Source organism: Rhizobium sp. RSm-3 (genome assembly GCF_001854685.1).
In the GTDB taxonomy this organism is placed as follows: Bacteria; Pseudomonadota; Alphaproteobacteria; order Rhizobiales; family Rhizobiaceae; genus Rhizobium; species Rhizobium ecuadorense.
Window position 1 is genome coordinate 141,763 of the sequence record NZ_MAWZ01000060.1, and the last position, 14,699, is coordinate 156,461.

Annotated in this window: 15 protein-coding genes; 4 read left to right on the forward strand and 11 right to left on the reverse strand. The window is 62.8% G+C overall.

Translation table 11 applies throughout. From position 1 onward, the window contains the following. Window positions 1-26 precede the first annotated feature (26 nt). The gene (locus tag BBJ66_RS32150) at window positions 27-2,243 is read right to left on the reverse strand and encodes a primosomal protein N' (RefSeq protein ID WP_071093264.1); all 2,217 of its coding nucleotides are present in this window, start codon (window positions 2,241-2,243) and stop codon (window positions 27-29) included. 212 nt (window positions 2,244-2,455) lie between these two features. On the opposite strand from BBJ66_RS32150, the gene BBJ66_RS32155 reads away from it, so the two are divergent. Next, window positions 2,456-3,388 (forward strand): dihydrodipicolinate synthase family protein, encoded by a 933-nt coding sequence (locus BBJ66_RS32155; RefSeq protein WP_071093267.1) that lies wholly within the window; start codon window positions 2,456-2,458, stop codon window positions 3,386-3,388. Between the two features lie 3 nt (window positions 3,389-3,391). Here BBJ66_RS32155 and BBJ66_RS32160 read toward each other — a convergent pair whose 3' ends face one another. Continuing rightward, window positions 3,392-3,874 (reverse strand): GNAT family N-acetyltransferase, encoded by a 483-nt coding sequence (locus BBJ66_RS32160; RefSeq protein ID WP_071093269.1) that lies wholly within the window; start codon window positions 3,872-3,874, stop codon window positions 3,392-3,394. Between the two features lie 12 nt (window positions 3,875-3,886). Then, window positions 3,887-4,837, reverse strand: coding sequence for a GNAT family N-acetyltransferase (locus BBJ66_RS32165; RefSeq protein ID WP_071093271.1), 951 nt, complete (start codon window positions 4,835-4,837; stop codon window positions 3,887-3,889). Window positions 4,838-4,976: 139 nt separating this feature from the next. Here BBJ66_RS32165 and BBJ66_RS32170 point away from each other — a divergent pair, with 139 nt between their 5' ends. The 3 genes from BBJ66_RS32170 to BBJ66_RS32180 all read left to right on the forward strand — a co-directional run bounded on the left by BBJ66_RS32170 (window position 4,977) and on the right by BBJ66_RS32180 (window position 8,279). Continuing rightward, window positions 4,977-5,912, forward strand: a complete 936-nt coding sequence (locus tag BBJ66_RS32170) for a tyrosine recombinase XerC (protein WP_049733466.1) — start codon at window positions 4,977-4,979, stop codon at window positions 5,910-5,912. Between the two features lie 136 nt (window positions 5,913-6,048). Beyond that, window positions 6,049-7,125 carry a TraB/GumN family protein gene (locus BBJ66_RS32175; protein WP_071093273.1) on the forward strand — a complete coding sequence of 359 codons (1,077 nt, stop codon included), beginning with the start codon at window positions 6,049-6,051 and terminating at the stop codon, window positions 7,123-7,125. 98 nt (window positions 7,126-7,223) lie between these two features. Then, window positions 7,224-8,279 (forward strand): TraB/GumN family protein, encoded by a 1,056-nt coding sequence (locus BBJ66_RS32180; protein WP_071093275.1) that lies wholly within the window; start codon window positions 7,224-7,226, stop codon window positions 8,277-8,279. Window positions 8,280-8,287: 8 nt separating this feature from the next. Here the strand turns inward: BBJ66_RS32180 and BBJ66_RS32185 are convergent, their stop codons facing one another. From BBJ66_RS32185 to BBJ66_RS32220, 8 genes are all read right to left on the reverse strand, one after another. Continuing rightward, window positions 8,288-8,788, reverse strand: a complete 501-nt coding sequence (locus BBJ66_RS32185) for a cytochrome b (protein ID WP_071093277.1) — start codon at window positions 8,786-8,788, stop codon at window positions 8,288-8,290. Between the two features lie 101 nt (window positions 8,789-8,889). Beyond that, window positions 8,890-10,296: a dihydrolipoyl dehydrogenase gene (gene lpdA, locus BBJ66_RS32190; RefSeq protein WP_071093279.1), complete on the reverse strand. Its 1,407-nt coding sequence runs from the start codon at window positions 10,294-10,296 to the stop codon at window positions 8,890-8,892. A gap of 26 nt (window positions 10,297-10,322) precedes the next feature. Then, window positions 10,323-10,961 carry a LysE family translocator gene (locus BBJ66_RS32195; protein WP_049733461.1) on the reverse strand — a complete coding sequence of 213 codons (639 nt, stop codon included), beginning with the start codon at window positions 10,959-10,961 and terminating at the stop codon, window positions 10,323-10,325. Between the two features lie 19 nt (window positions 10,962-10,980). After that, complete coding sequence (locus BBJ66_RS32200) at window positions 10,981-11,733, reverse strand: glucose 1-dehydrogenase (protein WP_071093281.1); 753 nt, start codon at window positions 11,731-11,733, stop codon at window positions 10,981-10,983. Beyond that, window positions 11,730-12,257 carry a hypothetical protein gene (locus BBJ66_RS32205; RefSeq protein WP_071093283.1) on the reverse strand — a complete coding sequence of 176 codons (528 nt, stop codon included), beginning with the start codon at window positions 12,255-12,257 and terminating at the stop codon, window positions 11,730-11,732. Before BBJ66_RS32205 ends, BBJ66_RS32200 begins: the two co-directional genes overlap by 4 nt. Then, window positions 12,254-13,003 carry a DUF4241 domain-containing protein gene (locus tag BBJ66_RS32210; protein WP_071093285.1) on the reverse strand — a complete coding sequence of 250 codons (750 nt, stop codon included), beginning with the start codon at window positions 13,001-13,003 and terminating at the stop codon, window positions 12,254-12,256. Before BBJ66_RS32210 ends, BBJ66_RS32205 begins: the two co-directional genes overlap by 4 nt. A 79-nt stretch (window positions 13,004-13,082) precedes the next feature. Then, a complete protein-coding gene (gene odhB / locus BBJ66_RS32215) occupies window positions 13,083-14,348 on the reverse strand; it encodes a 2-oxoglutarate dehydrogenase complex dihydrolipoyllysine-residue succinyltransferase (RefSeq protein ID WP_071093287.1) in 1,266 nt (421 codons plus the stop codon). Between the two features lie 40 nt (window positions 14,349-14,388). After that, a complete protein-coding gene (locus tag BBJ66_RS32220) occupies window positions 14,389-14,697 on the reverse strand; it encodes a YciI family protein (RefSeq protein ID WP_071093289.1) in 309 nt (102 codons plus the stop codon). Window positions 14,698-14,699: the final 2 nt, after the last annotated feature.

Sequence of the window (14,699 nt, forward strand, 5' to 3'; positions counted from 1 at the left end):
TCCGGAAACGCAGCGCGCGGAACGATCTACAGAAAGCTCTGGGGATCGATATCGAGCTGCACCTGCACCGATCCGCGCTCCTTCGGCGATTGCGACAGCATTGCCCGCAAAAAGCCCTGCATGTCGGAGTTGCGCCGGCCGTGCACCAGAAGCCGGAAGCGGTGGCGGCCGCGCACCAGCGCGAGCGGCGCCTCGGCCGGGCCGAGCACCGAGATGCCCGAGACCTGCGGTGCGGCGTTGCGCATACCGCGCGCATGGTTTTCGGCATCATGACGGGTTTCGGCCGAAACGATGATCGAGGCGAGCCTGCCGAAGGGCGGCAATATGGCGCGTTCGCGTTCGGTGATCTCGCGCTCGTAAAAGGCATCGGAATCGCCTGATACAATCGCCTGCATCACGGGATGCTGCGGCTGATAGGTCTGCAGCAGCCCATGGCTCTTGAGACCGGTGCGCCCGGCCCGGCCCGTCACCTGCGACAGAAGCTGGAAGGTGCGCTCGGCGGCGCGTGGGTCGCCATTGGCAAGGCCGAGATCGGCGTCGACGATACCGACCAGCGTCATCAGAGGAAAATTATGCCCCTTGGCGACGAGCTGGGTGCCGATGACGATATCGGCCTCGCCCTTGGCGATCGCCTCCAGTTCCAGCCGCAGCCGCTTCACCCCGCCCATGATATCCGAGGAGAGAACGATCGTCCGCGCCTCCGGAAAATGCCGCTCCACCTCCTCGGCGATGCGCTCGACGCCCGGCCCGCAGGCAACGAGATGGTCGAGCGTGCCGCATTCCGGGCACGCCTCCGGCGTGCGCTCGGCATGGCCGCATTGGTGGCATTGCAGCTGCTTGCGGAAACGATGCTCGACCAGCCAGCTCGAACATTGCGGGCATTGGAAGCGATGGCCGCAGACCCGGCAGAGCGTCAGCGGCGCATATCCGCGCCGATTGAGAAAGAGCAGCGCCTGTTCGCGCTTCTCCACCGTCTTGCCGATCGCCCGGATCAGCACCGGCGACAGGAAGCCGCCGCGCTCCGGCGCGTGCCGGCGCATGTCGACCAGATGCAGGTCCGGCAGCGCCGCGTCGCCGAAACGCGTCGGCAGGTGGACGGTGCTATAGCGCCCGCTCTGCCCGTTGACCTGACTTTCGACCGACGGCGTCGCCGACACCAGAATGACGGGGAAATCGCCGATACGGCCGCGCACCACCGCCATGTCGCGAGCATTGTAGAAGACGCGATCCTCCTGCTTGTAGGCCGGATCATGCTCCTCGTCGACGATGATAAGGCCGAGATCCTCGAAAGGCAGGAACAGCGCCGAGCGGGCGCCGGCCACGACGCGGACCTCGCCGGTTACCGCCTGGCGCCAGACCTTTTCGCGCATGCGCGGCGCGAGATCGGAATGCCATTCGGCCGGCTTTGCCCCGAAACGATCCTGGAAACGCTCCATGAAACTTGCCGTCAGCGCGATCTCCGGCAGCAGAATCAGCACCTGCTTGCCGCGTTTCAGCGTCTCGGCGATCGCCTCGAAATAGACCTCGGTCTTGCCCGATCCGGTCACCCCGTCGATCAGCGACACCGAAAATTCGCCCTTGCGAACATCGCAAACGATCTCTGCGGCCGCCTCTTTCTGCGGCCCTTCGAGACGCGCGGCGGCAAATTCGGGATCCGGCATCGCCACGACCGGCGGCGGCGGCAGGAATATCGTCTCGAAGATCCCAAGCGTGATCAGCCCGTCGACGACGCTGGTCGAGACCCCCGCCGCATGCGCCAGGCCGCTGCGCGTCCAGGACAAACCGTCGGAGGCCGTGTCCAGCACCCGGGCGCGCGCCAGCGTCATCCGCTCCGGTTCGCCGCCGACGAATTTCAGCCCCTCCACCATCGGTTCCGGCTCGAAGGCGTTCGGCGCCCTCAGCGCCATGCGAGCGACGAGGCCGGGCGGCGAGAGCGTATAGGTCGCGACCCAATCGATGAAATCGCGCATTTCCCGAGATAGCGGCGGGCAGTCGAAGACATGGCTGATCGGCCGAAGCTTCTTCGGATCGACGCCATCCTCGCCGCCGTCCCAGACGACGCCGATCACCTGCCGCGGCCCGAGCGGCACCTGCACGACCGAGCCCGGCTCGACCGCCATGCCCTCAGGCACCGAATAGGAATAGGGTTTTGGCGCCGGCATCGGCACCAGCACGGGAACCGTTCGGTTCGCGGGCGGTGCCTCGAAAAGCGCGCCAAAGAGATCGGACGAATCTGTGCTCATCGGGCGAGACCATGCCCGCAAATCGATGCAATTGGAACCGCAAAGACGGGGCGGCGCATCGGGCCGAGAATCTAAACCACGACCCGTTTCGGCGAGATTGCCCATGCCTATACGAAAGAGTTGCGGGGCGGGCGAGTGGCCGCATAGATTGCCGGAAAGATTGTTCGACATGCCGGAGCCCGCTCTTCGGCCGCTGAATGGGAGAACACCTGATGGCCAGACTGACCGAGAATGCCAAGGGCGTTTACGTGATCGCCGTAACCCCGTTCGCCGATGACGGCGCGCTCGATCTCGGCAGCATCGACAGCATGGTCGATTTCTACGAGGCCGCCGGCGTCACCGGCCTGACGGTGCTTGGCCAGCTCGGCGAGGCCCCAAAGCTGACCGCCGAGGAATCGCGGATCGTCGTCGAGCGTGTGCTGAAGCGCCTCGACGGGCGCCTGCCCGTGGTCGTCGGTGTGTCGGCGCCGGGCCTTGCGCCGATGCGCGAACTGGCCGAAGCCGTCATCGGCGAGGGTGCTGCCGGCGTCATGGTCGCGCCGCCCTGGACCGTCAAGACCGACGACCAGGCTTTCGCCTTCTATCAGTCGGTCGGCGAAGCCCTCGGCGATACGCCCTTCGTGCTGCAGGATTATCCGCTCACCACCAATGTGACGATCGCGCCCAAGGTCATCGAGCGTATCGTCAGCGAGGTGCCGAATTGCGTCATGCTCAAACACGAGGACTGGCCGGGTCTTGCCAAGATCACCGCACTCCGCGCCGCCAGCGACAAGGGCGCCATGCGGCGCATCTCCATTCTTTGCGGCAATGGCGGACTGTTCCTGCCCGAAGAGATGGGCCGCGGCGCCGATGGCGCAATGACCGGCTTTTGTTATCCGGAGATGATGGTCGGCGTCGTCGCGGCCTATACGGCCGGAAATCCGGATCGCGCCCAAGACATCTTCGATGCCTATCTGCCGCTCGCCCGCTACGAACAGCAGCAGGGCATCGGCCTCGCCTGCCGCAAATACGTTCTTGCCAAGCGCGGCGTGATAAAATCCGCCACCCTGCGCAAGCCGGGCTCCAATCTCTCGGCGCTCGATATTGCCGATGTCGAGCGATTGCTGGCGCGTCAGGCCATCCGCCTCGAAGAGATCGGGGCGTGAAGCTTAAAGCGTGAAGGACGCGCCCGAAACATCCCGACCGGCGGGAATGCGGGCAATTTCGAGACGATGTATATCGCCCTCCGGCCCGTAGCGCCGAAACCCGAGAGCACCCCAGAATTTGACCGCGCCGGGATTGCCCGGATGAACGGTGACGACACCGCTGAAAGCCCGCGCATGATTGAGCAGCGCCAGGGCCAGCAGTCGGCCGACGCCGCGCCGACGCATCTCGGAACTGACGTAGAAACGCCGCATCCGCAACGCTCCGGATAGGGCGGGTTCGAGGGTCATACCCCCGACGCCGGCAAGCGCCTGCCCGACGTAGGCGCCAAGCAGAATTTCGCCGTCACGTTCGAATCTGATGTCGCCGGCCCACCATTCGTCGACAAGGCGGGTGATATGGAGATGGCCCTCCCGCCGCGCCTCGCTTTCGAGGTCTGCGATCTCCCGCGGCAATCGATCGCGGATCACGCGGATATCGACCCTCATGGCGAACCCTATTTAGACCGCGGCAACGGGAAGCTCGCGAGGCGGTGCTGCAGCCGGCAGGCTGACCGGCACGAAACTCGCGTCGCCATCCGCCGCCATATCGTGCACCGTATGTTTCTCCAGTGCCTTGGTCACCTCGTTGAGGTCGCCGTCCAGATGTTCGGCCGGAATGAGATTACCGATCACGAAATCGAAGCGGTCGCCGCGTTTGTTCAAGAGTTCGTGAAAGACCGTCATGTCGCGAAGTTCCGTCGACCATTTCGCCAACCAGTAGAACAGGCCGGAATTGCGTGCCGTCATATGGACGGGCAGGATCGGCAGATTGTATTTGCGCGCCAGCCCGACCGCCGAGGTCTTCCATGGGCGTTCGTTCAGCCGGCCGTTCGCCCAAAAGGCGATGCGGCCCGACGGGAAAAGCACCGTCGCCTTGCCTTCTCTGACCGCGTGGTTGGTCAATTGCAGCGTTTCGCGCGCCTTGAGCTTGCTCTTGTGCTCCTCCCGCCATTCGACGGGAATGACCATCTCGGCAAACCGCGGATTGACCCGGATCGCATCGCGGTTGGCGAAGAACATCATATCCGGCCGGCGCGTCTTCAGCAGATCGAACACCGCGACACCGTCGGCAATGCCTGTAGGGTGGTTGCTGACGAGGATGAAGCCGCCGGCATTCGGAATCCGTTCGCCATTGGTGATGCCGATATCGAGTTTCAGCACCTCGCTCAGATATTCGAACGACTGGAAACCCGGCATCTTGGCCACCGCATTGGCGAATTCGATCGCCTTGTTGTAGCGCAGCAGCGTGTAGAGGAACGGCCGCATGACGGGCCAGAGCGGATTTTTCACGATCCTCTGGCCACGTTCGGCAATCAGCGCATCGACGATATGACCCGGCTTTCCCTGTGAAACGAGAGCGATCGCTTCCGCGAGCTGTCCGAAAGCCGTCATGGAGTCGCGCCGTGCCATGAAAGATCCTGTCTGTGGGCTACAAGCTATCGCAGTGGAATATGATCTAAGGATGACAAAGGCTTGGCCGGCATTAGCAATTCCATAACCGTTCCTGTTTCAAATTGGCGGACTTGAAGGCAAATTCAAGGCCAGCGATGTGAACGAACTGCTTGTTATCGCCGATCCGCACCTGATGGCGGAACGGGCCGCGTGGCTCGAAAATCTCGCCCGCGAGCGCCGTCTTTCCGAGCATACGCTCGATGCCTATGAGCGCGACACCCGCCAGTTCCTGACCTTCCTGACCGGCCATCTCGCCGGCCCGGCGACGCTTGGCGATATCAGGGAGCTGCGCCCTGCCGATTTCCGCGCCTTCCTGGCCGCCCGGCGCAAGCAGGGCTCCGGCGCCCGCTCGCTCGGCCGCAATCTCGCCGGCCTGCGTTCGCTGCTGCGCCACCTGGAAAAAAAGGGTCTGGTCAATGCCGCGGGTGCTGCTGCGATCCGCTCGCCGAAACAGCCGAAATCGCTGCCCAAGCCGCTGTCGGACACGCAGGCGATCACCGTCGTCAGCAACGAAGCCCAGCTCCACGACGAACCCTGGATCGCCGCGCGCGATGCGGCCGTCATGACGCTGCTCTACGGCTGCGGCCTGCGCATCTCCGAAGCGCTGGATCTCATTCCTTCCGACCTGCAGCAGGGCGCCACAACGCTGCGCATCACCGGCAAGGGCAACAAGATGCGGCTGGTGCCGCTTTTGTCCGTGGTGTTCGACGCGGTCGAGAAATACCGCATGCTCTGCCCCTATCATCTCGAGCCCGGCGAGCCGCTGTTTCGCGGCGCCCGCGGCGGCAAATTGCAGCCGGCGATCATCCAGCGCGCCATGCAGAAACTGCGCAGCGCCTTCGGCCTGCCGGAGTCGGCGACACCCCATGCGCTGCGCCATTCCTTCGCCACCCACCTGCTTGCCGGCGGCGGCGACCTGCGCACCATTCAGGAACTGCTCGGCCATGCCAGCCTGTCCACAACGCAGGTCTATACCGGCGTCGATGCGTCGCGGCTGCTCGAGGTGTATGATCGGGCACACCCGCGCGCTTAAAGCCTTTTCTGGTCAGATTGAACATTCTGCCGGAGCAAGAAAGACCCTAAGCTTTCGTTAACGCATTCTCTTAAAGGAATATGCGCAAGCCGGGCGTAGAGCATGAATCCACAAGGCATGTGACCGGAACACCATCATGACGACATCAATCGGCCGCCGGACTTTTCTCGCAGCACCCGGCAATCTGCTGCTCTGGCTGATTGCGGCCTTTCATATGCTGCTTCTTGCCGCCCTGTTTTTGGCCTTCCTGGCTGCAAGGCCGGCGGCGGCCGAAGACGCGGCGGCCTGCACCGGCCGCAACCTGATGGTCGAGCTGCAGCAGAACGATCCCGCCCGCTACGCCGAGGCGGTAAAGGAAGCCGACGCAACGCCGAACGGCAAGGGCATCTTCTGGAAGATCGAAAAAGCAGGAGTTCAGCCTTCATGGCTGCTTGGCAGCATGCATGTCACCGATCCTCGCGTGCTGGCCCTGCCGCCGCGCGCCCAAGCCGCCCACGACGCGGCCAATACGATCATCATCGAATCCGACGAGATTCTCGATGAACGCAAGGCGACCGCCGCCCTGCTCGCAAGGCCGGAACTGACGATGTTCACCGACGGCACGACGATCGACAAGCTGCTCTCCCCCGAGGACTACAAACGCCTCGAAGCCGGTCTGAAGCAGCGCGGTATCCCGCTCGGCGCCGTCTCCCGCATGCGGCCCTGGATGATTTCGAGCGCCGTCGCCCTGCCGGCCTGCGAGATCGCCCGCAAGGCCAAAGGCGTGCAGTTCCTCGATCAGAAGATCGCGACCGACGCCGTTGCTCAGGGCAAGCAGGTCAAGGGGCTGGAAACGCTTGCCGAGCAGATCCAGGCCATGGCCGACCTGCCGATCGAATTCCACCTGAAGTCGCTGATCGAGACGCTGGAGCTCGGCGACAAGATGAGCGACGTCGTCGAGACGATGACCGCCCTCTATCTCTCCGGCGATATCGGCATGACCATGCCGATGCTGAAGACCGTGACGCCGGAGAAGCAAGGCGAAGATAGCGACTACGCCGCCTTCGAACAGCGCGTCATCCTCGACCGAAACAAGGTGATGGCCGAGCGCGCCGCCCCCATTCTCGACGGCGGCAATGTCTTCATGGCGGTCGGCGCCCTGCACCTGCCCGGCAAGGCCGGCGTCATCGAACTGCTGCGCCAGCAGGGCTTTACCGTGACTGCGGTGAACTAGGCCCGAGCCCGGTAGTTAGTCTCGTCGAGATTGACAACCTCAGTTTGCATACGTCATTTGGCGGTATTTACAACCTTTTCTCCTAAGAAGAGTTTTCGATGCTCAGCCACAATATGGTTTTCACCTCGAGAGCAGCCTCGACAGGTCTTTCCACGTTCGGGAACGGCGCACTGCTCATCATGGCGGCGGTGCTGACGATATTTTCCTTTTCGCATGCCTTGGCGGATGACGAGTTGGCCTGCCCGGGCCAGAATCTTTTCACCCGACTGGAGAAGGAAGATCCCGTTCGTTTCAGAAAAGCAGTTGAGAGAGCCGAGACGATACCGAACGGCAATGCGATCTTCTGGAAAATCGAAAAATCAGGTCTTGAGCCTTCCTGGTTGCTCGGCACGATGCATGTGAGCGATCCCCGTGTTTTGGATCTGCCGGAAGGATTTTACGATGCCTATGAGACTATCGACACTCTAACCGTCGAGTTGGCGGAGGTCGCAAAGCCGGAAAAACTTGCGATGGAAATCTTGAAGCATCCCGAACTGACGACGCTTCAAGGTGACAAAACGCTCGATCATATCCTGCCGCCCGATGCAACCAGCGACGTCGCTGCCGGTTTGAAGAAAAAGGGAATCAGTATGAACCTGATGGCGAAGATGCGGCCATGGTTCATCTATATGGGACTGCAGACACGCGGTTGCGACGCCAGGCGCAGCGCAAAGGGCTTTAAAGTACTGGACCAGTCTCTTGCTCTCGGCGCGCTCAATGATGGCATCCGTCTGGTCGGCCTGGAAACGCCGGTCGAACAACTTGAAGCCATGTCGGATGTCCCGGACAATCTCATGCTTCAAAACCTGCGGGAATTTCTGGCACTTCCCAATGGTATGGATGACATATCCGAGACGATGATCGACTTATACGATCACGGCGACGTCGGAATGATCTTCTCATTGATGGAGTTCGTTTCGACAGATCAGGCTGCTGCAAAAGCATTCGAGAACCGTGTGATAACGGATCGAAACAAGGTCATGGCGGAAAGGGCGAAGCCCTATCTCGACAAAGGGCGCACCATGGTTGCCGTCGGAGCGGCGCATCTGCCCGGCGGCGACGGTTTGGTTGAACTGCTGCGCCGGCAGGGCTTCACCGTCACCGCCGTGAACTGAGCGAGCGCTCAGCCGAGCGTCATGCGGCGCAGCACATTGGTTTTCCAATAGAACTGATGGAGGAGCGCGCCTGCGACATGCGCCGCGATCAGCGCCCAGAGAATGATCTTCAGCACATCCGCATGGAACGATCCGGCGGGATTGATGCCGAAATAGTAGGCGGCGATGCCGGTCAGCGGCATGGCGAAGATCAGGATATAGAGACCGGCATGGGCAAGCTTCGCCGCAAGACGGAAGATCGCCGGCTCCTCCGCGGCCTCGGCCGGCGCGCCGTTGATGAAACGCAGCCCGAGCCTGACAACCGCAAGCAGCAGGATGGCGATGCCGACATAGGCATGGATGTTCGCCGACGCAACCTGCTCCGGCGTCGGCACCCCGCCTCTGCGCATCAGCCGGTGCCAGACATTCATGCCGTCGGGAAACAGCAGATTGAAGAAGATCAGCAGCGCCACCGTCCAATGAAGAAAGCGCTGGCTGAGGCTGTATCCTTTGGCGGGCGGCCGCTGCATTTCCTACCCTTCGTCAAATGCTGAATTCCGCGATGCGCAACAAATAAAACAGCCGCCTGCCTCACGGCAAGCGGCTGAATGCTTTGTTACGAATATGTAAGTTACATATGGATCGGCTTGAAGAAGGTCGCGAGCGCTGCCTCCTTGACCGCTTCCGACATCGTCGGATGCGCGTGGCAGGTGCGGCCGAGATCTTCCGACGAGCCGCCGAATTCCATCAGCACAGCGATCTCGTGGATCATCTCGCCGGCGCCGAAGCCGACGATATGGCCGCCGAGCACCCGGTCGGTTTCCTTGTCGGCGAGAATTTTGACGAAGCCATCGGTCGCCAGCATCGCGCGGGCGCGACCGTTTGCCGTGAACGGGAACTTGCCGACCTTATAGGCGATACCGGCCGCCTTCAGCTCTTCCTCGGTCTTGCCGACCGAAGCGATCTCCGGCTGGGTATAGACGACGCTCGGAATGACCTCATAGTTGACGTGGCCATGCTGGCCGGTGAGGATTTCGGCAAGCGCCACGCCCTCGTCTTCCGCCTTGTGCGCCAACATCGGCCCCTTGACCACATCACCGATCGCATAGATGCCGGCGACATTGGTCTTGAAGTGACCGTCGATCTCGACGCGGCCGCGATTGTCGAGCACAACACCCGCTTCTTCGAGGCCGAGCCCCGCCGTATAGGGCTTGCGGCCGGTGGCGATCAGCACGACTTCGGCATCGAGCACCACCTTGTCACCGCCCTTGACCGGCTCGAAGGTGACCTTGGCGCCCCTGTCGCCCTTTTCGACGCCGGTGACCTTGGCGCCGAGATGGAAATCGATGCCCTGCTTGGCGAGCATGCGCTGAAACTGCTTGGAGACTTCGCCGTCCATGCCGCCGAGGATGGTGTCGAGATATTCGACGACGGTGACCTTGGCGCCGAGCCGCGACCAGACAGAGCCGAGCTCGAGCCCGATGACACCGCCGCCGACGACGATCAGCGTTTCCGGCACCTTTTCCAGCGCGATGCCGCCGGTGGAGGAGATGATGGTCTTCTCATCGATCTCGACCTGCACGCCGGGAATGCCGGCGACGTCGGAGCCGGTGGCGATGACGATGTTCCTGCCTTCGATCTCCTGCACGGCGCCGTCCGCGGCGGTGACAGCGACCTTGCCGGCCGAGACGATCTTGCCGCTGCCCTGGAAGGCATCGATCTTGTTCTTCTTGAACAGGAAGGCGACGCCGTCGACATTCGACTTCACCGTCGCGTCCTTGTGGGCCATCATATTGCCGAGATTGAGCGTCGGCGCCGGAATGTCGATCCCGAGCGCGCCCATGCCGTGGCCGGCCTGATGGAACATTTCGGAGGCATGCAGCAGCGCCTTCGACGGAATGCAGCCGACGTTCAGGCAGGTGCCGCCATAGGTCGCGCGCTTTTCGACGACGGCGACCTTGAGGCCGAGCTGGGCTGCTTTGACGGCGCAGACATAGCCGCCCGGGCCGGTGCCGATAATGATCACATCGTAGGACATTGCTTCTTTCCCTTTGGATTTTTCGTTTAGTCGGCCGCGCGCGACAGCGCGAGGCGGAAGCCGAAGCCGACGAGTGCTGCTCCGGTAATGCGGTTGAACCATTTGCCGCTGGCAATGAAGCGGTCACGGATCGCCTTGACCGTGAAGAAATAGGAGACGCCGGCAAACCATGCGACCAGCGCCGTCGCCATGCCGATGCCGTAGGAGAACTGGATCAGCGCTGGCGTGTCGTGATGGACGAGCGTCGAAAACAAGGACAGGAAAAACAGCACCGGCTTCGGGTTCAGTGCATTGGTGATGAAGCCCATGCCGAGGCATGTCAGCATCGAGACCGGCTTGCGGTCCTCGGCCGTCACCTCGATCTCCTGCACGCTGAAGCCCGGTTCGCGGAACGACTTGATGCCGAGATAGACGAGATAGGCGACACCCGCCCATTTGATCATCGCAAACAGCATCAGCGATTTGGAGACGATCAGGCCGAGGCCGAGGATCGTGTAGCTGATATGAAAGAGCAGCGAGAAACCCATGCCGAGCCCGGTCATGATGGCGGCGCGCCGCCCATGCACGATGCTCTGGCGCAGAATGACGGCGAAATCAGCGCCCGGAACGACGATGAAGATCGAGAAAACCGCCATCAGGCCGAGGAATTCGAAAATATACTGCATGCTGTTTTCGCCCTGTCTCTTAGCGGCCGCCGCTCACATTGAGGATCGCGCCGGTGATATAGGAAGCCGAGGGTGACAGAAGATAGAGGACCGCATCCGCCACCTCCTCGGCCGTGCCGGCCCGCCGCAGCGGGATCGACGGCGCCATTTCGCGCGCCCGCTCCGGCAGCCCGCCGGATGCATGGAGATCGGTTTCGATGACGCCGGGCCTGATGGCATTCACGCGAATGCCCTCTGCGGCGACCTCGCGCGAAAGCCCGACCGTGAACGTATCGATCGCCGCCTTCGAGGCGGCATAATCGACATACTGCGTCGGCGAGCCCAGGATCGCCGCCATCGACGAGATGTTGACGATCGCTCCGCCCTGGCCGCCATGCCGGCTCGACATGCGGCGTATGGCTTCTGCGGCGCAGAGGATGGAGCCGGTGACATTGACGCGCAGCATGCGCTCGATCCGCTCTGCCGACATCTCATCGACCCGCTGCGGATAGTCGACGATGCCGGCATTGTTGACGAGGCCGTCGAGCCGGCCGAAATGGCGGTCGACCGCTGCAAACATCGCGGCGATATCGGCGGCCTTGCCGACATCACCCTCTATCGCCACGGCCTCGCCGCCATCTGCGGCAATCGCCGCGACGACGGCTTCCGCGGCTTGGCGGTTGGCGGCGTAGTTCACCGCGACGCGCCAGCCGCGGCGCGCGGCGAGGCGGCAGACGGCAGCGCCGATGCCCCGGCTACCGCCGGTCACGAGAACAACAGGGCTATCGCTCATGTCGCACACTCCTTGAAAACAAGCACGTCCCATGGCGCCACGGACGCCTTGCCTTCGCCCCAGGCGCTGGATTCGCGGATGGCAGGACCAAGACCGGGGAGCACGAGCCTTTCGGCCGCCGCAGAACCCTCCGGCTGCAGATTGTCCAACTCGCCCCTGGCATCCATGCCGTAGACGGCGCCCTGCCAGACCGTGCAGGCATTAAGATCGGCGCCGGTCGCATCACCCTCCGGGCAATTGAACATCAGAATGCCGATGGCGCGCACCGGATCCTCCGATGGCATGACATAGCCTTCCATCACCACCGATGTCTTGAGGGCACTGACCTTGAACTGGTTGCTGGCGGCGGCCGAGGCGGAATTCAGCGGTGCAAAGCGCAATTCATAGGCGCCGTCGCGATCGATATAGACGGCCCGCTCCTGCTTGCATGCTGCGCCGAGCGAGGACGCCGGAACGGCGAAAAACGCGGCGGCTGCGATCGCAGCCACGCCTTTCCCAGCCGTGATCCCGATCCTTCCGCTCATTGCAGCTTCGGCTCCTTCCGCCCGTCGGCATTCTCGACGACACTGAAATCCGTCAGCAGCACCAGCGCCCGTCCGTCCTTATCCAGCCCCCAAAAGACGGGATAGAAACCGTCGCCCCAGCCACTCCAGAATACCGCGATATTGCCCTTCTTGCCGGCGACCGGCCGGTGCAGCGCGTAAGCGCCCTTGTTGGCATCGAGATCCGCGGCCAGCACATCGTCGTAATAATTGATATCGGCGTCAGGCTTTTGCGCGTGCATCTGCGCTTCCCGCTCTCCCATCAGACCGAGCGTATCAGCATCCATGTAACAGCCGAGGCCGGCATCGACGGGATAGCCGAAGATCTCGCCGTCTTTCAGCGTCGCTACGTCCTGCCCGGGCAGGACCGCAAGCTCCCAGTGATCCGGCTCGCCCTCGGCAAACCGCATGCCGGCGGCGGCGATGCGGCCGAAGGCCTTGTAGAGCGTTACCGGATAGTCGCCCGGCGCAACCGTTCTTGCCAGCGCCGGACGATCGGGCTGAGCGAGCGGATCGGCCGCGACGATGCGCCCCGAGGTCAGCTCGACATTGCCCATATGAATCACGCCGATCGACCGGCCGGTGAGTTCGGCATCGCTGAGCGTCACCAGCTCGAAATTGCTGCTTGCCTTGCCGATATCGAAGCCGGCGGCCGCTGCGGAGACCGGGACATGCGCGGCGGCAGCGCAGAGAAGAAGGCGCGCCGCTCGCATGATCCGGTTCCGCATCGAAAGCGCTCCCCTTAAAGCAATTCCAGCAAAAGTGTGCAGCGGTTTTTGCGTCCGGAATTGCGTGAAAACAAATACTCTAGAGATCGAGAACCAGACGTTCCGGATCTTCCAGGCTTTCCTTGACGCGCACGAGGAAGGTGACCGCTTCCTTGCCGTCGACGATGCGGTGATCATAGGACAGCGCCAGATACATCATCGGACGGATGACCACTTGGCCGCCGATCGCCACCGGCCGCTCCTGGATCTTGTGCATGCCGAGAATGCCGGACTGCGGTGCGTTGAGGATCGGCGACGACATCAGCGAACCGTAAACGCCGCCATTGGTGATGGTGAAGGTGCCGCCCTGCATGTCGGCCATGGAGAGCGAGCCGTCACGGGCTGCCTTGGCAAGACGGCCGAGTTCCTTCTCGACTTCGGCGATCGACATCTGATCGGCATCGCGGATGACGGGAACGACCAGACCCTTGTCGGTGCCGACGGCCATGCCGACATGGCAGTAGTTCTTGTAGATAACGTCGGTGCCGTCGATCTCGGCATTGACCGCCGGCAGTTCCTTCAGCGCATGCGTCACCGCCTTGGTGAAGAAGCCCATGAAGCCGAGCTTGACGCCGTGCTTCTTCTCGAAAATGTCCTTGTACTTGTTGCGCAGATCCATGACCGCCTTCATGTCCACCTCATTGTAGGTGGTGAGCATGGCGGCGGTGTTCTGCGCGTCCTTGAGGCGCTTGGCGATCGTCTGGCGCAGGCGCGTCATCTTCACGCGCTCTTCGCGCGAGGCATCCTCGACCGTCGATGGGCCGCGCGCAGCAGCGGGCGCTGCCGCCGGTGCGGCAGCCGGAGCGGAAATACCCTTGGCGACGGCGGCGATGACATCGCCCTTCAGCACCTGGCCACGCTTGCCGCTGCCGTCGATCTGATCGGCGGAAAGATTGCTTTCGGCCAGCATCTTCGAAGCCGCCGGCGCCGGCGGCATGGTGGAGACGGAGGCGCTCGACGACGATGCGGCAGCAGCGGCAACCGGCGCCGGCTGAGCGGGAGCAGCCGGAGCTGGCTGGGCAGGAGCGGCGGCGGGTGCGGCAGCAGCGGGCGCGGCGGCAGCGCCAGCACCTTCGGCGATCTGGCCGAGCAGCGCGCCGAGGCCGACGGTCTCGCCGGCGGCGACGACGATTTCCGAAAGCGTGCCGGAGGTCGGCGCCGGAACTTCGATGGTCACCTTGTCGGTTTCAAGCTCGAGAATCGGCTCGTCGGCCTTGATGGCGTCGCCGACCTTCTTGAACCAGGTGCCGACGGTTGCCTCGCTGACGGATTCACCGAGAGTTGGAACGCGGATTTCTGTGGCCATTGTTCAGATCCTGATTTCGTGTGTGTTCGTTTTAAGCGTTTCAGACGGCCGGCGGCCGCAAGATGATCGAGGGCATCGGCAGGATATCGAAACGGAAGCCGAAACCGGAAGCGATGATCGGGTCGCCATCGGCAAGACCCTGTGCCGCCGCCTGATCCTCGACTTCGACGATCGCCATGCCAAAGGCGCCTTCACCCTCGAAGACGGGGCCGACGACGATCGCCGATCCCGCAAGGGCGTGCCGGTGCCAATATTCGACATGGCGTTTCATCGCCGCCATTTCCTCTCCGGTCCCGTCATGCGGGAAAGTGGGGCGCGGCGGCAGCAGTCTCAGAAAGAAATAAGCCATTG